This window comes from Sphingobacterium sp. SGL-16, from assembly GCF_011043515.1.
In the GTDB taxonomy this organism is placed as follows: domain Bacteria; phylum Bacteroidota; class Bacteroidia; order Sphingobacteriales; family Sphingobacteriaceae; genus Sphingobacterium; species Sphingobacterium litopenaei.
On record NZ_JAAKGQ010000017.1, the window covers coordinates 1 to 20,008 of the forward strand.

Consider the following 20,008-nt stretch of genomic DNA (forward strand, 5'->3'; position numbering starts at 1 on the left):
GAACTTTTCGTATGATCCTAGAAAGCATCCTGATATCCGTTAAAGCTTAATTTAAGATACAAAAAAAGGAGTAGAAAATGCACTTTCCACTCCTTTTTTTTGGCCCAATATAAAAGGGGACTTTTTCAGTGCCCTCCTTTTAAGTGAAGCTTTTTATTTTGTGATCCCGCTGGGACTCGAACCCAGGACCCATACATTAAAAGTGTATTGCTCTACCAGCTGAGCTACGGAATCCTAATTCTTATTTTGAATTATCCTTCGTTGTTTGAAGTGATGCAAAGGTAGGGTTTTTAGTTGTAAATGCAAATTATGGGTAAATAAATTTTTACTTTATATCGTAAAACACTCTATCTGTGTGAATTATTTTTTTTGTTCTTTTCGTACTTAGTATGAACTGAAAAGCTCATATGCTGATTTGAATAAACAAAAAAGCAGATACCAAATGGAATCTGCTTTTTCTTAACGCATATTTTTGTTTCTTAAGGTAGAGAATCGAAATCAATTTGAGGAGCACTCTGTGTATTATCAAACTTGAAGATTGTGTCTGGTTTTTCGATTTCATCAAAGAATCCACCCATTTTCAAGAAATACCCATTTGCAGTAGTACCACCTGTAGCATCTACACGATTACCCTGTCTATATGTAGCATCTACTGTTAATCGAGCTTGAGTAACTTTATTCCACTGTCCGTTGTATGTCCATTGATTTTTGAATTGTACGTGACGCGTCAAATAGCCTTGGTTTGGATTGAAATTCTCTAAGAAGCTATGAAAGCCTTTTAAGTACGTATTTGTTTGCGGACGTTTGAAACTTGCTATCAATGCCCAATTGTTATTTTCAGGAGAAAAGAACCAAGCCGTGAAATCGGTATTTCCTTTGCCATCAGGCTGCCCTTTTAATAAGAATTTGTAGGTCACTCCAGCTTTCCAATTGTAGCGCAAAAAGCTTTGACCACCAGATCCTTCATTTCCAAATTCTCCAATGTATACATCCTTACCTTTTTTTAGTAATTTGATTTTTTGATCTTCTGGAATGGCATTAGGATCGTCCGTATGGAAAGGACTCCAAACAGAAAACAAAATACGACGTTCCGTAGGAGAGTTAACTTGGATACCAAAATAGCCTTGACCAAATCCATTTGCCATAAAGTAGGAACCTTCTACATCTTGACCTTCGGGAACAACTACTTCATTGTAATAATATGTTGTATTTTCACCTTGTGGACCATATCCCAAGTGACAAGATGGTCCGCGGCGTGTCCAATAAAAATTGTCTTTATCACGACAGTAAATCACACCATTTGTTGTTGCAGAACCTTCCAAAATGATAGTTTTGATTGCTATATCTTCTGTTGAGGATAAAAAATCAACACTTTTATAGCCTTCTTTTGAAATGCTGAATTTCCCTAAGTCAACGGCTTGGAATTCGTTACCCGAAATTTTTACTCTTTTAGTGCTGTTTCCTACCGCAATTTGAAGTGAAGCTACATTAGAAAAAAGAACTTTTGCTATCGCTTTCACTTTAAGTTCACCTTTGCTATTTAATTTAAAAAAGGTACTTACTTTCTTCGAATCTCCTTTGCTAATGGTTACATATTCCTTACCTACTGCGTTCTTGCCCTTGGTGTAACCAATTTCGAATGAATTTCCAATAACAGGAACCGCATAAGCAGATTTTTCTTTTTGAGGGGCGTGCTGTGCTGTACAACTGAAATTAACCAATAAAAGACAGCATACTATATTTAATAATCTAATCATAATTTGTATTTAGCTTATGGTGAAATTATTAAATTTTATTGAGCAAAAATGCTGTTTATTATATCTAGAGCTGTCCTGAACGATGTAATAAGGACTAAATACAGGTTTCAATCGGTTGTTTAAAATTGTAATATTTTAATAGATAATTCGAGGAGTATATCTTCAAAGTTTTCAATTGTGCTTTTTTGATGTATGGACGACCAATTAAATAAGAAGAAAGATTGAAATGGAAATTAACCGTATACATACAGGAAAGCAAGGGGTCTTGATGTAAATTATTCTACAAGTTACTTCTGGAAGTTTATTTTAAATAGCATCCATGCATTTACCTAAAATAAAATGTAAATGAAACAGAATTCATGAGGCTATAGTTGTCCAAGATATTAAAATTTACCCTTATTATTTGATTAATAAATCGGTTTGAGATTCACGAGTTGATATTCACACAATATATTTTCAACCTGTTTTAAATGTCTGATAATATGGTTGATATAAAATTGAAAGGTATCACCTAGATTTATTCGAATTAATGAAGAAAGTGAAGTTTTGATTTTTGTTTTGTTAAGATTAACATATCGAGCTTGCATCAGAAGATTGATCAAATCATTTTGCTGATTTAAGAACTTATCAAGGACTTCTATGGATAAATTTTGGTGGATAGGATTTTTGGATTTAAAGGTTTTCATTTTGTTAGGCTTATCTTTTGGCAGCATACTCTGCGCAAAATATTTCCCCAACCAACTGCTTTTGAAATCGGAATTGGGTGAAGAATTAGAATTTTGAATAGCCTCACGGATTTCTGGAAGGTAATAATCTGCATATCTGTTAAGGTGTTCTATGCATTCTAATATATTCCAGGAAGATTCGTTAGGACGCCATGTCAAAGTCTCCAAATCAAAAGAATTGAGTTTCTGTCCTTGGTCTAATATTTTAAATGTCTGGTCTATTAGTTGTTGAATTAAAAGGTCAGTTTTCATGGTAAATGGTGTAATGTTTTTATTACTAGGTGTATAAAGCTAAGTTGGATTGTTGAATATTAAAAATAGCATTCACATATTTTAACGTTTTCTCTTATAATGCACTTGTACCAATCCTGTTTCAAAAGCTTTACTTTCTACTAATTCTAATAACTGTTCGGGCCTATGATCTTGAAACAAACGTGTACCCGCACCAAGTAGGATAGGGACTATAGAAATAATCATCTCATCAATGAGATCTTCCTTCAATAAAGAATTGACGACGTCAGCGCCACCATCACAATAAATATGTTTTCCTTCCCTCGCTTTCAGTTGATTGACTAATAACTTTAAGTCACCATTATAGAATATAGTTCGCCCTTCATTAGGATGTGAACTTCGTGTAATGACGTACACATCACGTTCTCCATTATCATAATGTGCTGTTCCAATATTATTTTTTACCCAATCGTAGGTCTTTCGGCCGAGAATGAAGGTGTCAATAGTTTCGGTAAATTTCGCGTAGCCGTAATCTTCGCCTTCTTTTTCAACTAATTGGAGGAAACTCAGGTCGTCATTTGGTTTTGCAATATATCCGTCCAGACTACAAGCAATGAATAAGCAGACTTTTCGCATAGGTTAGTTTTTGATATCTATTTATAACGATAAATAATAATTGAATGTTACAGTACCATAGAAATTTATGAAAGAATAATCTCTCTCAAATTCTCCATTTCAAAATGTGACTATAATTTTTTCTCCTGAATATATTCGGAAAGTAAGCCGTAGTTTTCACTTTCACTATTATTAGTCTCTATTTTAACGAATAATTAAAATTGGTATTTTTTCGACAAGAAAAAGTTGGCATAAGACAAGACTTCATTACATGAAAAAGCTCAATCCGAAGATTGAGCTTTTATTGAAACCGATGGCTTTGAAAGCCTATATTGAATTATGATGAACGCTATTTTATCGCTGAAGACGATTCTATTGTACTTTCTACTTTTTTCTCCAATTCGTCCAAGTCAAAAGGCTTGGATAAGAATGTTTCTGCTCCAGCGCGTTGAGCCAAAGATTCTACATCATTATTGGCTGAACAATATATAACAGGAATATGTTTAAAGTCAGGATGACTTTTTAACAATTTCGTTGCTTCTACGCCTCCAATCTCTGGAATCCAATTGTCCATTATTACCAAATCTGGTTCAATGGCGGTCACTTTTTCGATGATATCATGAGAGGTAGAAGATATTTCTACATCATATCCTGCGCTTTCCAGGACTATTGAAAATATTTCTAAAATAGCTCTGTCATCATCAAAAACTAATATTTTCTTATTTTTCATAGGTTATGGTAAATGTCTTATTTCAAATTATTAATAAATTGGGCCATTTGAGGAGGCTGCAGTTGGATAATATCGGGGAGTTGCTCAAGTGCATGCCTTGGCATATAATCGACCTCCGCCGAATTAGGATCTTGTATTGCTACCTTTCCTCCATGCTGTTTTATATTTTTTAAGCCTTCCACACCATCTTGGCTGGCTCCAGAAAGTAAAATTGCTGTAACGCTATTATTAAAAGTTCGCGCTGCTGATTCGAAAGTTACATCAATGGAAGGACGAGAATAGTTTACTTTTTCTGATGCATCCAAAGATATGGTGTTTTCATTTTCGAACAGCAAGTGATAATCCGCGGGAACAAGATAAATATTCCCTTCAGCAATTTCAGTCTTATCCTCAACTTCAATTACGTTGAGCGAAGTCATTGTCTCAAATAATTGACTCAATGAACTCTTAGGATAAGATTTACGATGCAAAATAATAATGATAGGAAAATGAATGTCTGTGTTTATCTCAGGCAACATTTGAAACAGCACGGAAATGCTTCCAGCTGAACCTCCAATCAATAAAACCTTTGTTTCACTATTCATTTTCTTAACTCATCTTTTGATAGATTTTGTGTCCTTTGCACTGTTTGAAACGTTTTTCCAATGATGAAAAACGAATGGTCTCCTTGTCTCCTAAAGCCAAATAGCCTAAGGTCTGCAAACTACTATCAAATAAATTGAACACCTTATTTTGTAATTCCTTATCAAAATATATTAATACATTACGGCATAATATCAATTGAAATTCATTAAACGAACTGTCCGACACTAAATTGTGTGTAGAAAATAATATTCTACTGTTCAATTCCTCTTGAAATTTCACAACATCATACATAGCCGTATAATAGCTTGAAAAATCTTTTGTTCCTCCAGCATGAATGTAATTTTCCGAATATTGTTTCATTACACTCAATGGGAAAATACCCTTTGAAGCTTTTTCTATTACCGTAGGATTAATATCAGTAGCATAAATCAATGCTTTGTGATATAAGTTTATCTCTTTCAGGAGAATAGCAATAGAGTAAGCTTCCTCACCTGTAGAACAGCCAGCTACCCATATACGTATAAACGGATAAGTACCCAATTTAGGCAAAATATCATTCCTTAACTTTTTATAAAACAACGGATCTCGAAACATTTCTGTCACATTCACCGTAATCTCTTCAACAAAACGCTGCAGATAAGTCTTATCGCTTATCACTCTATATCTCAATTCTGCAAAACTCGCAAACCTATCAACAAGACAAATTCTATTTAATCTTCTCTTGAGCGAAGCTTTACTATATTGTGAAAAATCGTAACCGTATATTGCTGATACATCTTCCAAAAGCATTTCCATTTCTTGGTCTTTGATAATATCTAGCTCCATTTTTTACATATAAATTCTAAGTATCTTCATTAAAATATCTACATCAATTGGTTTAGCTATATAATCTGTTGCTCCCGCAGCAATACATCTTTCACGATCTCCACTCATGGCCTGCGCGGTGACAGCTATTATGGGCAGTTCAGGATAATGCGTGGTTACTCTCATTACCTTTAGCGCTTGATATCCGTCCATCTCGGGCATCATCATATCCATCAATACTATGCCGATATTTTGCTGTGTTGCTAATATTTCTAGTCCTTCCTTAGCACTGGAACAAGATATAAATTTGTAGCCTTTAGCCTTTAATGTTAACTGCAAGGCGAAAGTATTGCGGTTATCATCATCCATGATCAATACAACATCTTTTTTCTCGGTCGTCATCTTTCTAATATTTATATCTCATATAACCAAACACGCAATAGGGATAAAAGTTGATCTTTATCCACAGGTTTTGATATGTAATCTGATGCTCCAGCCTGAATACATTTCTCTCTATCTCCAGTCATTGCTTTAGCAGTTACCGAAATTATAGGAAGATATTTGTACGCTTGCATATTACGTATCTTTTGGATCGTTTCGTAACCATCCATCTCCGGCATCATCATATCCATTAATACCATTGAAATATTTGGGTTGTTTTCTAGCTGATCCAAAGCTTCCTTACCATTCATGGCAGATATTACATTTACTTTATATTTTTCTAAAATTTTAGTCAATGAAAAGATGTTTCTTACATCATCATCTGCGATAAGAATTGTTTTTCCATTCAATACATCACCAAGTGCACCTAATCTGTTGGTTTTATTTTTAGGTTCACCATTTTGTTCTTCGACTAAATGTAAGAATAGTCCCACCTCATCCAAGATGCGTTGGAATGAATGTGCGGTCTTAATTACCACAGAATCTGCATAATTTTTAATCTTCAATTCCTCGGCATGGGAGAGGTTCTTGCCCGTGAAAATAATAATAGGTAAGTTTTCTAATCCTTCATGTTTTTTGATTGCTTCTAGTGTTTCATAGCCTGTTCTATCTGGCAATCCCATATCCAGAATAACACAATTTACTTTTGAATTGAGTAGTGTTTTTACGCTATCTTCGACGTTGGATTTTATTTCAGAACTTATATCATAGTTATTTAGAAAATATGACAACGCCGCCGCATGTTTAGGATTTTCTTCTACAATAAGGACTTTTTGAGCATGGCGATTCAGCGCTTCTTCGATTTTTTTAAAAATCTGTCCCATATGTTCCAGTGCTATTGGTTTATTGATAAAATCAATAGCGCCCTTCATCAAGCTTTCTTTTTTCATTTGTAAAGAAGACATGATGTGTACTGGAATATGTCTTGTCTTGCTATTGCTTTTCAATTCGTCCATGACTTCCCAGCCATTTTTCACTGGTAATTGAATGTCAAGTAAAATTGCTAAAGGCTTATATTTCTCTGCAACTTCCAATACTTGATCACCACGCACTAAAACAATGCCTTTGTAGTTTTGCTGATGCGTATATTTTAATAACGCTTTAGCAAAATTGGTGTCATCTTCTACGATCAGAATGAGTTTATCACCAGGTTGCATATTGTTGCGGTCGTCTTCTATCTCTTCAGGAATATGCGAAATAGTGTAAGCTGGAACCACTTTTTCTACGACTTGGACTTCAGCTGTTTTTGAAGGTTCTTCTACAGATAATTCTGTAAAATTCTCTTCTTTTACTTCTGTAATTTTATGTGAAGGAATAGAAACCGTAAACGTACTTCCTTCTCCAATGCGGCTTTCTACACTGATTTTTCCACCTAAAAGACGTACAATCTCTCGGCTAATAGAAAGACCTAAACCTGTACCACCAAATTTACGGCGTGTAGATCCATCCGCTTGTTGGAAAGCTTCAAAAATAATTTTTTGTTTATCCTCACTAATACCAATTCCCGTATCAGAGACGGCAAATAAAATATTATTTTGACGTTGTGGATCTGCAGATATTTTTAATTTAATTTCTCCTTGTTGTGTAAATTTAATTGCGTTAGAAATAAGATTACGAAGAACTTGTTCCAAACGTAGTTTATCTGTTTCTATTGCCTCGGACAGCTCGCTGTCAATTTCGGTGATAAATGCAAGTCCTCTGTCTTCTGCCACAGGTTTAAACATTTTATGCAAATCTTGACAAGTAGAAGCTAAGGAAACAGATTCATATTCAAGTTTCATCTTTCCAGCTTCGATCTTGGACAAATCAAGAATTTCATCGATAAGGCTCAATAAACTTGTACCAGAACTTTGAATAACTTTTGCTGATTCTATTTGATCTTCGTTCAGATTTTCATCTGCATTTTCGACCATCAATCTTGATAGCAAGAGAATAGAATTCAAAGGTGTACGTAATTCATGCGACATGTTCGCTAAGAACTCAGACTTATACTTGGTGCTCAAAGCAAGCTCTTCCGCTTTTTTCTGAATCTCAGCATTGCGAATGGCAATCAAGTGGTTCTTTTCTTCCAATAATTTGGTGCGTTCTTCGAGCTCTTGGTTCGATTGCAAAAGCTCTTCCTGCTGTACTTTTAGTTCTTCTTCGGAAGCTTGCAAACGTTGGGTATAGGCTTCTAACTCATTATTTAAGCCTTCCAATTCGCTATGCTGCATTTGCAACTCTTCGGATTGTGCCTGTGTTTCTTCTAGCAACATTTGTATGCGTTGTCTGCTTTTCGCCGCTAAAATTTCTAACGTAATCAATTTACAAGCTTCTTCGAAAAATCCTAAATCTTCCTCTTCAAATTTTTTATCGGAAGCCAATTCAACTACACCAAAACATTCGCCTTTGGCTGTCAATGGCAACCAAACTAGATGCGGAAGTTTTAATTGCCCTGCGGCGAAACTTACCACATAGTCCTCAGTATTGATGTTTTCCAACACTCTAGGTTTTTTATCCAAGAACACTTGTCCCACCATTCCTTCGCCAGGTTGGTAATTTTTTGCCATTTTAGATTCTAACCCGTGCGCGCTCTTCATAATGAGCATTTTGTTCTCCAAGGTATAGAATGCACCATTCATACATTCTCCGTAATGTATCAAATGAGCTAACGCATCTTTTGCAATTTCATCTTCTGGTTTATTACCCGTTAATATCTCATTGATTTTTACTAATCCTGTTTGTTTCCACTCATTAGCACTTATTTCATTGAATGATTTTTGCAAAGCTGCTGTCATTTCGTTCAATGCAGCTGCAATTCCACCCAAATGATCTTTTTCGTCTTCGTTCGCACGGACAGAATAATCGCCTTCGGCAATTTTGCTGGCAATACGCTGGACAGTAGCCAATCTTTTGGCTAATTGTTCATCTTTATCCTGCAGTTGACGTTGTAATTGTTCACGTGCCGCAAATTCATTGCGAATTTGCTGATAAAAGAAGAATGTAATAACTAGGGAAATACCACAGGCCAACAAGATAAAAATGGACGTGTAATTAGAAGTTTTATTCATCGCCGCGCTATGCATTTGTAATGCCGCATTTTCAGTAGCTATGAGATTTTCTATTAATGATCGGCAGCTATCCATATAGATTCTACCTTCATTGAGAAGATCAAGATTTATCTGTTCCTGATTTTTTTTGGCGATTACCAGATTCTCCAATATAGATAATCGCGTATTTATCAATCGAGTAATTGAATCAACCCGAGCCGATTGTTCGGGTGAAGAATCAAGTTGCTTATTAATTTCATCTAATGACTTTGGCAAGGATTTTAAACCTCGATAAAACGGCTTTAAAAACTCTTCATTATTCGTTAATAAATAGCCACGTTGACCCGTTTCGGCATTTAGTAAATCCACTAATGCCCGATCAGCTTGCAAAAGGGTGTTCTGCGTATTAAGTACTTTGGTGCGCAGATTGATTTGATTGCGTACACTTATAAATGACGCTATGGATGTAATTAATAAGATAATAAATGATAATCCAAAGCCAATTTGTAGCTTCTTAATCAAATGTTTAGGCATAATTTTGTTGGTTATATGGTAATGTAAAATAAATGGTACTTCCTTCGCCCACTTTACTTTCTACTCCGTAATTTCCTTGATGTTGTTTTATTATTTCTGCACAGATGTAAAGCCCTATTCCTAATCCTTGGAATTTTAAAGAAGATTCTTCTACACGATAAAATTTTGAGAAAATATATTTCTGCTTTTCTATAGGTATTCCAATACCGAAATCTTGTACGGCTATACAAAGCTCCTTGTCCTTGACAGAAGTTTTGACTAAGACTTTTTCAGATTCTGGGGCATATTTAATAGCATTTGTCAGAAAATTCACCAAAACTTGTTCTATTCGCAATGCATCTGCCACCACAGGCTTGTCGAAAATTTCTCCTTGACGTTCGATTGTGATATTTGGACAACAAGTTTCGCGTATAGTTTCGATTGCATTGGTAATGGTTTTTTCTAAGTCAATTTCTTGCTTATTGATTTTCATCTGCCCATTTTCGATCTTAGAAATATCTAATAAGTCGGCAATTAGGCTTTCTAATTTGAACACCTCATCCTTTGCACGCTCGATATAGGTTTTCGAAATATTAATGTCTTGTTTGCCAATTACACGCTCCAATAATTGAACATACGCCTTAATCCCCGTAAGAGGAGTCTTTAACTCGTGGCTGGCAATACTCAAAAATTCATCTTTCTTGCTTTCTATCAATTTTTGATCATTGATGTCTGTCAAGGTACCTATCCAATTACATATTTTATTGTCCTCGCGAATTGGGATAATGCGTAACAGGTGATATCGGTATTGACCAGATTCTAGTTCTTTGATTCGAATTTCTCGCTCTATAGGGCCATTAAGCTCATTGCAGTGCGTTAAAAAATAAGCCAGTTGATCTGTTTCATCGGGATGAGCAATCGGAAGCGTTTCTCCATCTGGTGCATAATTAAGCCAATTGTGATTCACATAACTTATCTTACCAGAATCATCTACAGAAAATGCAATTTGAGGCAAGCTTTCCATGATAGAACGCAAATGTTCTACTTGGATTTTTAGTTCTTCCTGTGCTTTCTTTCTACTTTCGATTTCAGATTGTAATCGCAGTTGAGCTTCATTGAGCGATTGTGTCTGCTCATAAAGTCGCGAAAAGGTTCTTACTTTGAGTAACAATATTTCAGGATCTACGGGCTTAGTGATGTAATCAATTCCTCCTGAATCATAACCTTTGGTGATGAATTGTTTGTCGGTATTATTTGCTGATAGAAATATAACAGGAATGTCTTTTGTTCGACTGTATCCAGCTAAAGATTCAGCGACTTCAAAACCATCCATTCCTGGCATTTGCACATCCAATATAATTAATGCATAATTTCTCTTCAACACTTTGCGCAAAGCCTCTTCACCTGATAATGCAGTGTCGACCTCAAAGTTTTTAGACTCTAAAAGTGTTTTTAAGGAGTATATATTTTCTTTTTTATCATCGACAATCAAGATCATAGTAGATTTTTAAAAATATTTTTTTGCAGTAGACGGTTAATCTAGGTTTTCCAGATCTGCATTTTAATAGCAAAAATCACTCCACAATATTGAATATCGCTAAATAACGAGTAGTTTGGGAACAAATACGATATTATGTACATAAAAATACCTAATTGTAACAGGTATTAATACGGTGTGCTTTATATTTATTTGGTAGATTGTTGATTCTTCTCGCCAAGGGTGATAAGCTTGACCTATATACGAGAATCCAAATTTTTCATAATAACCTATATGGTCGCTGCAGAGATGCAATTGCTTAAACCCATTTTTCAAAGGATCATCTATGGCTTTGTTTATTATCAATTCGGCATAATTATTTCCACGGTGTTGTTTTTCTATGAATAAGGCACAGAGCCAAGGATACAAATCCATTCTACTTATAAAATCATTCGTAATCAATCCTGCACAGCCAATGATCTCATCCTCCTTGAGAAGTAAGTACATTGCGGAAGAGGACTAGAGCTTTCTATGGAATGTTGAATGCAATCTTCATAAATAATACCCCAAACAGATGGCCAACTCTGTTGGAAATATGAAATTGCCTTTTCGGTATATTCTGGTTGTTCGCGGATAGAAATTATATGCATGCACTAAAATATCAATAATTCTAATCTTAATCTGATGGAATAATAATTTTATAACAAATTGAAAGTATAGGTTTTCTAAACATCCATTTTTTATATCTCTCAGTTCGCTAAAATTACAAGAAATAGGAGGGATTTGGTGAGTAATAGTTACTATTGTTTTTGAACAACTAGAAATGATTTTGATTATTTAAACGAGTAGCTTGTTTCTTGTGATACAGCGCGTTAGTATTTGGATGGAATAATAATTAGCTGTAATTTTAAGAGAACCAATTATTTTATGTTATGAAAACTAAGAACCAAATTTTCATCATTTTATTTTTCTTTTGGGCTATTTGTGTGGTTGCGCAAACCAATTCGACCCCACTCAAATACGGGAAATATAATTGTACTGCTAGTAAATATGTCAATGGATCTTATGAGTTTGTGCCTCGGGGATCTTTTACAATTTATAAGAACGGAACATACGCATATCAAGGGTTTGAAAAGCCTAGTAAGGGAAAATTTAGGGTTGACAAAGACGGAAATTTATTATTTGTCGGAGGATATTTTGATAAAGGAAAAGCCGAAAAAATAGATAGTCCAAATAAGTTTTTTGTTGTATTTCCAACAATTCCAGATAATCGTTGGACTTGCTCTTGTGCGGAAAAATAGAAATATAAAAACGAAAAAAGCTCAATCTTTCGATTGAGCTTTTCTTTTGTGATCCCGCTGGTACAGAACTCGAACTCTTTTTTGGAAGATTTGAGGCGATTAAACCAGCTAAAAGATATTCCATTCCAAAATGATGAAGAAATTCCAAGATGTGAAAAAGCCAGAAAAGATAAACCTCAACGACAAGGGAAGATAAGCAAACTAAAAACTTGACATGACTTTGTGTATCACGAATGACGTGATTCATCAAATGAGGTGTGGGTTACATTCATAGTCTTTCAGAATACTTTTGTAAAATATCGTTGATTTTTGCATTCTCTAATCCCAGTTCATGTAAGAAACAGCAAATTAGCAAGTATTGTAGTTTGTTGGTTAAATGGTACAAACCGGCACCTTCTGCAATTTTTCTATTAGCTTTCTTTTCAAATAGGTGCGAATAGTAATGCCTTGAATTCACTATACATTGTATATTTCATGGTTGCCATCATATCACCAACTTCCACCCTTGGTTTTACCAAAAACCTCAATACATCCCTAAGCCTGTCTAGTACCTGATCGATAGGCTCTGCTTGTATCTGTACAAGGTCTATGTCCTCGGAATACCTGGGTTGGGGTTGAAGGTATAATTTGTGCAGCGCCGTTCCACCACGGAATGCCAGATGCCCTGCTAAATAATCATCATTGAAAATTTCTACCAATGCCCTGCAAATCACCAAATCCTGTTCAACCTGTTCATTGGTTTGCCACGAAACAGTATTGCTCCATTCTATTATATCACTCTGTGGTATTATTCGTCTATTTCAATTTCTGAGTTCACAATTATTTTCCATCGCTCATCCGATGAAAAACCAACCTTTAGTGCAGAAGTCTTTAACGGAGTACGGAAAAATTCCAGTTCTGCTTTTTTGCTCACTTCGTAAAGAAGCTTGCCTATATCTTTCTGCAATACTACTTCCAATAAAAAAACCAATCGCTGGATAGCGGTAACAGGTACTTCTTTTAAAAGATGTTCAGTAATCTGTTCAGGCATTATGGTTTCTGCCAGTTCGTTCAAAACAGTTGCAGCCCTATCAAGTCCGCCAATCCGTTTATCAAATTGTACCAGATCCATCGCGGTCAATGCAGGATTGGATATATTGATAAAGCCGGTTTCCGTTTTTCTTTTCTCAAGGAATGTGGCAGAGATTTACTTTTACTGATATAATTTATTTTGATGCCCTTTTTGCTGGTTGGCCGTAATGTAGGGAAATTAGTAAATACAAAAAACTCCTGCGGCTGCTGATGTGCCGCCCCATGAAACGAGGCCGCATTCAATAAGCCAGCATAGTACGGCCTTTCCAAAAATTTCATCAGCCCATCAATGAACAAGGAAGGGGGTAAGATGCCCCTCGAAACATATTGAGGGGTGATTATGTTACTCTTACTTGCTCTTGCAAATAATCGTCAGCCAAAAGATGTTTTAGTTCGGGATGCCGCGCAAAGGTTTTGACCACAAACGGACATAGTGGATAAATTTTTGTTTTCCTTTCTTCCGCAAACTCCACCAATCTGTTGAAAAGCGGAATACCTAATTTTTGGTCTTTAAATTCTTCGTAAACCCTTGTACCGTTGGCAAGCAGGTTGCCGTTGTCCAACCGTTTGTATTGAATCCACCCTGCTTCCATTCCGTTGTCTAAGATAACAAAGAATCTCCCTTCTTTGCCATCGTCATATTGTTTGAAATTCATTTTATTTTTGTTTTTAATTGATAATAGATTTCCTCGATTCTGAAAAGGAAGTGATTTTTTGTTCACTTGGCAAATCGTTCAAATGCGGAAATTTTCCCTGACGAAAATCTCGATACATCTGTGCGATGTCTTCCATTGTGTCTGCTACAAAAGGTCCGTGATGCACCACAGGAACATTATGAGGCTGTCCGGCATACAGCACAAAATGCGTATCATTTTCCAATGCTTCAAATTGTATTTCGGTATCGCCGTCTTCAGTCGCTTTATCAAGCCAACCCGCTTGTTCGGCATTGATGATTTTGTCGCCTGCTTTCACACTCCCTTTTAATACATATACCAAACCATTATAGTGCGATGGAATTTCCTGTGATACCACAGCTCGGTTGTCTAACCTGAAGTCCACCAAAGTAAATGGCGTATGGTTTTTTAATGGCGAAATCAATCCGTTACTGCTTCCGCTATACACACGAATTTCGTATGTATCGGTTTTAATTTTGGGTACGTCTTCCAATAGCATTCTTTGTAAGAAAGGTTGAGCGTATCGCTTTTCGGGCGGTAGTACCAACCACACTTGCAGCATACGAAGTTTTTGTTTGGAAGTGATTTCTTCGGTGTGGATAATGCCTTTTCCGGCGGTCATTAGTTCAAAACTTCCCGTTTTCCAATCTTTTTCATTGCCTTCCAAAACCAAGCTCAAGGTTTCAAACCCAGCGTGTGGATGTGCTCCTCCTACGGGTTCTCCACCAGGAAGGTTCAGGCTGTCGTCCATAAACAAAACAAAAGGGTCGCTGTCTTTGTAAGGTACACCGTCCAATACCGCCATTGCACGATGTCCTGTTCCCAAAAAACCATTATGCCAATGGTTTTGAGTTATTTTTGAAATGTTTCTGCGTATCATCATTATTGTACTTTTTTAGTTAAAAAAATCCTTTGCTTCAGTTCGGGGAAACGAATAAACGCCGTAATCCAAAGCAGCATTTGAAAAATAACCGCCATTGCTATCGGTTGTTGATGTTGCAAATGTGTGACAATAGCTCCACCCAAATAGGCTACTAACAACAATGTCCCTAAAATTCCTGTTCTCGGAACAATGAAGAGTATTAGCGAGATGATTTCAATAATCCCGATGAACTGATAAGTGGTGGTATCAATCCCGAACGAAGAAGCCTGAGCCAAAGCTGTTTCGTTTTGCGTAAGTTTCATAAAGGCACTCATTGTAAACACAAGTGCTAAAATGATGGTCAATGTCCATCCAGTAATTTTGATTGCTTTTTGTGACATAATTTTTAATATTTTATTATTCTTCAGCAAAGTTCCGAATAAATACTATACCTTTGTTATCTGTTACAAAAAGGATAGTACTTACAAAAAGAATAGTATATGGCAAAACACACGGTAGAAAGTTGCTCAAAAGCCAAAATGGCTATCAGAGATACGTTAGATGTAGTAGGTGGAAAATGGAAGCTGGTATTGATTTCGGTGTTACGAAGCGGTAAAAAAGGGTTTAATGAATTGTCGAGAGAAGCGGGAATTTCTCCACGCATTTTATCAAAAGAATTACAGGAACTGGAAATGAACGGATTGGTCAGCCGAAAAGTCTGCGATACCAAACCTGTTACGGTGCAGTATGAATTGACCGAATATAGTCACAGTTTAAATGATGTTTTGGTTGCTATGGAGAAATGGGGATATCAACACAGAAAAAGAATTGTTTCGGGATAGTAATTTTGGAGATTGGCAGTTGCTGTAGCATTGCAGTTAACGTGCCGCGTATTGGCGATGGGCGGGATTTTCAGCACTGAACTTCAATCGAAGAACAGAAGTTGAATTTTGCACTTCCGTTGATACAAAGCCGTTCAGCCCGCCTATTGCCAATACTATGTTGCACTAAACCTTCGGTAGCCTTTCCGTCATTATTTGTAAATTTATAGTAATAAAATTATAAATATTATGAGTACAAAAAATATCTTCTGAAGAAACTTAGGTTTTACAAGTTCGTCAATCAGGACAAAAAAAACAGCAGACACGCTCATCTGCTGTTTACCATCTTCAAAAATCATATTAATATCCCCATAATAAAACCGGGCTCCCGAAGTTTCCGTGCAACCTAGCTTTCATTGTTCGTACTGCCCATTTTAATCCCAAATCCCATTCATTTCGGTCAGTATGATGGGGTTTCCATCGGTAATAACGATTGTATGTTCGTGTTGCGCCATAAAACCTCCTTTGTTTCCTACCATGGTCCAACCGTCATTTAACTCTGTTGCATAGGTTGAAGTTGTAGTAATAAACGTTTCAATGGCAACTACAGAATTTTTTCTAAACCGTCTTTGGTCAAATCGGTTTTTTAGTTCATTATTTCATCGGGTTGTTCATGTAAACTCCTTCCGATGCCGTGTCCACCCAAATTTTTAACAACCTTGAAGCCTCTTTTTTTTGCTTCGGTTTCCATGATGTGTCCGATTTCTGAAATTTTTACGCCACCCTTAATATTACGGATGGCTTTTTGCAGGATTTCTTTGGATGCATCCACCAATTTTTGATGTTGGTTGACGTCTTCTCCAAGTACGAATGAGCCTCCGTTGTCCGACCAAAAGCCGTCGAGTTCGGCGGAAACGTCAATATTCACCAAATCGCCCTCTTTCAGTATTCTTTTCTCGGACGGAATGCCGTGGCAAAACTCATTGTCCACACTGATACAAGTCCAACCTGGAAAACCATAAGTCAGATACGGTGCGGATTTTGCTCCGAAGCCTGAAAGTATTTTTGCCCCGAAGTCGTCTAATTCTTTGGTTGTCATTCCCGGTTTTGCATAGTTGCGCATTTCCTTCAATGTGTAAGCAACCGCTTCGCTCACTTTTTGCATTCCGGTTAATTCTGATTCTTTCGTTATGGACATTTTTATTTGAATTAATATGATTCCTAAAAATTCGCAGCTTTGGGAAGGAGCGGAGATAGAAACACAAAGCCTCAGTTTGTCACTACCTTAGCATAAGCCGTTTGCTAATTTATAAAAAAAGAAGTAAATGAAGTTATAATAGTACTACACTTTCAACTATTATCCCAATGCCAATCTACCTTTTTCATTCACAATATCCATTTCCTTGACGATTTTATCCATTAAAATTTTTCTTCCGTCAAACGGTGATTTACCATCGCTCCGGTTATATTTCCGCTTGAAACCGCATTGGCCACCGAACGCAATGGATTGATATTGTCACCACAAGCATAGACGCCGGGAACAGTTGTCTGTTGAAACATATCTACTTTTATCAGTCCCGTTTCTGTAATTTCGCATCCTAAATCCAGTGGAATTTTGCAATGTTGTTCAAATGGAATTGCGGCATAGGCTGCATCAAAGTTTTCTTGCGTTCCGTCTTCAAAAATCAACGCTGTAATATTCCCGTTTTGATGTTTGATTTCTTCTATTTCTTTCTCGATAATATTGATTTGATGGTTTTTTAGTTTGACAGATTGTTCTTCCGTGAAATCCGCTTTACCTCTTGTTACAATCGTGATTTTATCGGTCAAATTATTGACTAATGAAGCAACGTGAAAAGCCCGGTCTCCTTCGGCAATGACGGCTGTTTTAGCTCCTTTAAATTCATAACCGTGACAGTAGGGGCAATGAATAACGGTTTTGCCCCAGCATTCTTCAAATCCCTTTATATCGGGGAAAATATCTTTTACACCGGTAGCAAAAATAAGTTTTTGGGCCGAAAATCTTTCACCGGACTCTACGGCAATTTCAAAACCGTTTTCGGTTTTCTTTCCTTCAGCAGCATAGCCTTCAAGGAATTTCACGGTATCGTATTTCAATACTTGTTCTTTGGCTTTTGTCGCAATTTCTCCCGGGACGGAACCGTCCTGCGTGATAAAGTTATGCGAGTGTGGGGTATAACGGTTACAGGGTTTCCCGCTGTCTATAATAAGTACATTTTTTAAAGAACGCCCCAAGGCCATTGCCGCTGAAAGTCCAGCATAGCTGCCGCCTATGATGATTACATCGAATTGTTTTTTGTCTGTCATACTATTATCTTTTGAAAAGGTTATCAATGGAAAAGGCATTGCCAATGCCGTTAAAGCAAAGCCACACTGTTTTATAAGCTCTCGTCTTGTCATTCTTTTTGGGCAAAGGTAATAATAAAATAATTAATGCGACAATATTGCATTAACTTAATGCAATATATTTGCATTAACTTTGTGTAATATGATTAAAATGAAAAGAAGAAATACTCCCTCCAAAGATGCAGTTCTTGAGCTATTGACCCGTACAGGGAAGGCTATGAGTCGTGATGCAATTGAAAAGAACATTGATGTAGCAATTGACAGGGCTACGATTTACAGAATACTGAATCGCTTTTGCGAAGACGGCCAAGTGCATAAAATCGTGGCGGAAGATGGTAAACAATATTTTGCAGTTTGCATTAAATGTGATGATAAGGCTTTTCCCCAAAATCATTTTCATTTTCGGTGTAAGAACTGCAATACCATAGAATGCCTGCCACAGGCAGTTCATTTTTACGTACCTGAAGGATATCATGTCGAAAGCATAAATTGTGTACTTACAGGAATTTGTAAAGATTGTGCGAAGGTAACTTGAAACATTTGTCTGCTTCATTCCTTGTCGATTTTACGAAGTATTTTATAGTCAATATAAAACGTACCAAAAGGAATAAAACAAGCAACAAGAATCTTCCAGGTAATCTCTTTAAATTTCCACTGTTGTTCTACTCCTACACGTAACGCATTAAACACAAACAGCAGGAAAAGTGCGCCGTGAATGGGGCCAAGTGACTTTGACAAGCCGGGAATATCCCAAACGTGCTTCAAGGGTACAGCAATAAAAACTAAGACAATTAATGATATGCCCTCTAATATGGCAAGGATTCGTAAACGTCCGATAGATGTGTTGAAAAGTTTCTTCATCATTAAAATATTCTGAAATAAGGTCTGCCTGAAAAGGGTGAAAACGGCCAGGGAATGGCAATGAAAATGATAATGAGCGCAATAGAAAACCAAACCAACATTGTTTTGAATTTCTCCTTGTTCGTTTGCTGTCGCTTTGCCTTTGCAGAGCCGATTGTTACCACCACAATAGCAGTTAGCATTAAAATAATATGAATTAAACCGTAAAAAGTCAGTTCTAAGTTTTGAAAACTACTTTCCTTTTCTTTCCAAAAATATTTGACCAGCGGGCTCTTCGTATATAGGATGATGCCAATTATTAGTTGAATATGCGCAACCGTAGCCGTCCAGTGTCGAAAAGCGTTGTCCGTTTTTGAAAAAGCCCTGTCGTTGACCAAGCCGACAAAGGCCCTGTAAATAGAATACAGTATAAAGACTAGTACAAGCCAACGAATCAAAGAGTGAAAGACTAATAATGTGGAATACATTTTATGCCGTCGTAATTGTTTTTTGTTTTTTGAATACGTTCCAAATGGTAGGTGCACCAAAGAAGAACCAGATTGCCAGAACCGCATCGCACACGGCACAACCGGCGGACGAAAGTGGTGCAAAGTGAATAATGGGATCACCGTATAGATGATGCATAATGTCCCAGCCTGTGTGCATTAGCCAACCGATTCCGATGAAATAATAATGCTTGAGAGCTTTGAAGGCCACAAACAACATAACGGCACCAAAGATATATTCCCATACGCCTAATCCGCCGCTCCAGTAAACCCCGCCTGCGCCCGCTATGATAATGGCGTTGATTTTCTGTCGGGAGGGTTCTTTCACAAAGGACATGATAATGATGAATACTAAGCCGATCAACGCTGCAACGAATGCATGGGTGGTTGTAAATTCCGGAATGATGTGATGATGTGTATGCATATTTCTTGTTTTTATGTTTGCATGCAAAGTTAAATAAAAAACATACTAATTAGTATGTTTTTGAGTAAAAAATATTTTAGGTTGTTTGATTGAGTTATAAGTTGCTTTTAATGAGGTATATATGTTTTTAAAAAGTTCACAGGTAGGTGCAAAACAACCACTGCGGATTTGTCAACAGGGATTGAAACTTTCGTGACTTCCTTTGGGTCAGTGAGAATGCTGCGCTAAGTTGAGA

At 36.6% G+C, this 20,008-nt stretch carries 24 protein-coding genes, 1 tRNA gene and 1 pseudogene; 3 read left to right on the forward strand and 23 right to left on the reverse strand.

The window, feature by feature from the left end:
- Positions 1-161: 161 nt before the first annotated feature.
- The 11 genes from G5B32_RS07665 to G5B32_RS07715 all read right to left on the reverse strand — a co-directional run bounded on the left by G5B32_RS07665 (position 162) and on the right by G5B32_RS07715 (position 11,414).
- Positions 162-234: transfer RNA gene (locus G5B32_RS07665), tRNA-Lys, on the reverse strand.
- 245 nt (positions 235-479) lie between these two features.
- Complete coding sequence (locus G5B32_RS07670) at positions 480-1,757, reverse strand: DUF3472 domain-containing protein (protein WP_165290965.1); 1,278 nt, start codon at positions 1,755-1,757, stop codon at positions 480-482.
- A 407-nt stretch (positions 1,758-2,164) separates the two neighbouring features.
- Positions 2,165-2,734, reverse strand: a complete 570-nt coding sequence (locus tag G5B32_RS07675) for a DinB family protein (RefSeq protein WP_165290966.1) — start codon at positions 2,732-2,734, stop codon at positions 2,165-2,167.
- 81 nt (positions 2,735-2,815) lie between these two features.
- Entirely contained in the window at positions 2,816-3,349 is a 534-nt protein-coding gene (locus G5B32_RS07680; protein WP_165290967.1) for a dihydrofolate reductase family protein, read from the reverse strand.
- Positions 3,350-3,677: 328 nt separating this feature from the next.
- Positions 3,678-4,058, reverse strand: coding sequence for a response regulator (locus G5B32_RS07685; protein ID WP_165290968.1), 381 nt, complete (start codon positions 4,056-4,058; stop codon positions 3,678-3,680).
- Positions 4,059-4,075: 17 nt separating this feature from the next.
- Complete coding sequence (locus tag G5B32_RS07690; RefSeq protein ID WP_165290969.1) at positions 4,076-4,642, reverse strand: chemotaxis protein CheB; 567 nt, start codon at positions 4,640-4,642, stop codon at positions 4,076-4,078.
- 4 nt (positions 4,643-4,646) lie between these two features.
- Positions 4,647-5,468, reverse strand: coding sequence for a CheR family methyltransferase (locus G5B32_RS07695; protein ID WP_165290970.1), 822 nt, complete (start codon positions 5,466-5,468; stop codon positions 4,647-4,649).
- Positions 5,469-5,471: 3 nt separating this feature from the next.
- Positions 5,472-5,849 (reverse strand): response regulator, encoded by a 378-nt coding sequence (locus G5B32_RS07700; protein ID WP_165290971.1) that lies wholly within the window; start codon positions 5,847-5,849, stop codon positions 5,472-5,474.
- An 11-nt stretch (positions 5,850-5,860) separates the two neighbouring features.
- Positions 5,861-9,451, reverse strand: a complete 3,591-nt coding sequence (locus tag G5B32_RS07705) for a response regulator (protein ID WP_165290972.1) — start codon at positions 9,449-9,451, stop codon at positions 5,861-5,863.
- Positions 9,444-10,928 (reverse strand): ATP-binding protein, encoded by a 1,485-nt coding sequence (locus G5B32_RS07710; protein WP_165290973.1) that lies wholly within the window; start codon positions 10,926-10,928, stop codon positions 9,444-9,446. Before G5B32_RS07710 ends, G5B32_RS07705 begins: the two co-directional genes overlap by 8 nt.
- 99 nt (positions 10,929-11,027) lie before the next feature.
- The gene (locus G5B32_RS07715; RefSeq protein ID WP_240899021.1) at positions 11,028-11,414 is read right to left on the reverse strand and encodes a GNAT family N-acetyltransferase; all 387 of its coding nucleotides are present in this window, start codon (positions 11,412-11,414) and stop codon (positions 11,028-11,030) included.
- 425 nt (positions 11,415-11,839) lie between these two features.
- Here G5B32_RS07715 and G5B32_RS07720 point away from each other — a divergent pair, with 425 nt between their 5' ends.
- Positions 11,840-12,208, forward strand: coding sequence for a hypothetical protein (locus tag G5B32_RS07720; RefSeq protein ID WP_165290974.1), 369 nt, complete (start codon positions 11,840-11,842; stop codon positions 12,206-12,208).
- A 268-nt stretch (positions 12,209-12,476) separates the two neighbouring features.
- Here the strand turns inward: G5B32_RS07720 and G5B32_RS17700 are convergent, their stop codons facing one another.
- From G5B32_RS17700 to G5B32_RS07750, 7 genes are all read right to left on the reverse strand, one after another.
- On the reverse strand, positions 12,477-12,665 hold the full coding sequence (locus G5B32_RS17700; RefSeq protein ID WP_410528464.1) for a HEPN domain-containing protein: 189 nt from the start codon (positions 12,663-12,665) through the stop codon (positions 12,477-12,479).
- Entirely contained in the window at positions 12,631-12,921 is a 291-nt protein-coding gene (locus G5B32_RS17705; RefSeq protein WP_410528465.1) for a nucleotidyl transferase AbiEii/AbiGii toxin family protein, read from the reverse strand. The genes G5B32_RS17700 and G5B32_RS17705 overlap by 35 nt, the downstream gene beginning before the upstream one ends.
- A gap of 74 nt (positions 12,922-12,995) precedes the next feature.
- Entirely contained in the window at positions 12,996-13,394 is a 399-nt protein-coding gene (locus G5B32_RS17465; protein WP_165291024.1) for a type IV toxin-antitoxin system AbiEi family antitoxin, read from the reverse strand.
- Complete coding sequence (locus G5B32_RS17710; protein WP_410528466.1) at positions 13,325-13,621, reverse strand: type IV toxin-antitoxin system AbiEi family antitoxin; 297 nt, start codon at positions 13,619-13,621, stop codon at positions 13,325-13,327. Before G5B32_RS17710 ends, G5B32_RS17465 begins: the two co-directional genes overlap by 70 nt.
- On the reverse strand, positions 13,618-13,935 hold the full coding sequence (locus G5B32_RS07740) for a GNAT family N-acetyltransferase (protein ID WP_165290976.1): 318 nt from the start codon (positions 13,933-13,935) through the stop codon (positions 13,618-13,620). The genes G5B32_RS17710 and G5B32_RS07740 overlap by 4 nt, the downstream gene beginning before the upstream one ends.
- A 13-nt stretch (positions 13,936-13,948) precedes the next feature.
- Complete coding sequence (locus G5B32_RS07745) at positions 13,949-14,836, reverse strand: pirin family protein (RefSeq protein WP_206366834.1); 888 nt, start codon at positions 14,834-14,836, stop codon at positions 13,949-13,951.
- The gene (locus G5B32_RS07750) at positions 14,836-15,216 is read right to left on the reverse strand and encodes a DoxX family protein (protein ID WP_165290977.1); all 381 of its coding nucleotides are present in this window, start codon (positions 15,214-15,216) and stop codon (positions 14,836-14,838) included. The genes G5B32_RS07745 and G5B32_RS07750 overlap by 1 nt, the downstream gene beginning before the upstream one ends.
- A gap of 99 nt (positions 15,217-15,315) precedes the next feature.
- On the opposite strand from G5B32_RS07750, the gene G5B32_RS07755 reads away from it, so the two are divergent.
- Complete coding sequence (locus G5B32_RS07755) at positions 15,316-15,657, forward strand: winged helix-turn-helix transcriptional regulator (protein WP_165290978.1); 342 nt, start codon at positions 15,316-15,318, stop codon at positions 15,655-15,657.
- Positions 15,658-16,070: 413 nt separating this feature from the next.
- Here the strand turns inward: G5B32_RS07755 and map are convergent.
- Together map and G5B32_RS07765 are read right to left on the reverse strand one after the other, a co-directional pair.
- Positions 16,071-16,834 (reverse strand): annotated as a pseudogene (map, locus tag G5B32_RS07760) (type I methionyl aminopeptidase).
- A gap of 221 nt (positions 16,835-17,055) precedes the next feature.
- Positions 17,056-18,057: an NAD(P)/FAD-dependent oxidoreductase gene (locus G5B32_RS07765; RefSeq protein ID WP_206366835.1), complete on the reverse strand. Its 1,002-nt coding sequence runs from the start codon at positions 18,055-18,057 to the stop codon at positions 17,056-17,058.
- An 88-nt stretch (positions 18,058-18,145) separates the two neighbouring features.
- Here G5B32_RS07765 and G5B32_RS07770 point away from each other — a divergent pair, with 88 nt between their 5' ends.
- Positions 18,146-18,538 (forward strand): Fur family transcriptional regulator, encoded by a 393-nt coding sequence (locus tag G5B32_RS07770; RefSeq protein WP_240899022.1) that lies wholly within the window; start codon positions 18,146-18,148, stop codon positions 18,536-18,538.
- A 14-nt stretch (positions 18,539-18,552) separates the two neighbouring features.
- On the opposite strand, the gene G5B32_RS07775 is transcribed toward G5B32_RS07770, so the two are convergent.
- The 3 genes from G5B32_RS07775 to G5B32_RS07785 are packed head-to-tail and all read right to left on the reverse strand — an operon-like array spanning position 18,553 to position 19,773.
- Positions 18,553-18,867 (reverse strand): DUF3817 domain-containing protein, encoded by a 315-nt coding sequence (locus G5B32_RS07775; protein ID WP_240899023.1) that lies wholly within the window; start codon positions 18,865-18,867, stop codon positions 18,553-18,555.
- Positions 18,867-19,331, reverse strand: coding sequence for a hypothetical protein (locus tag G5B32_RS07780; RefSeq protein ID WP_165290979.1), 465 nt, complete (start codon positions 19,329-19,331; stop codon positions 18,867-18,869). Before G5B32_RS07780 ends, G5B32_RS07775 begins: the two co-directional genes overlap by 1 nt.
- 1 nt (position 19,332) lies before the next feature.
- A complete protein-coding gene (locus tag G5B32_RS07785) occupies positions 19,333-19,773 on the reverse strand; it encodes a DUF6010 family protein (protein WP_165290980.1) in 441 nt (146 codons plus the stop codon).
- Positions 19,774-20,008 lie beyond the last annotated feature (235 nt).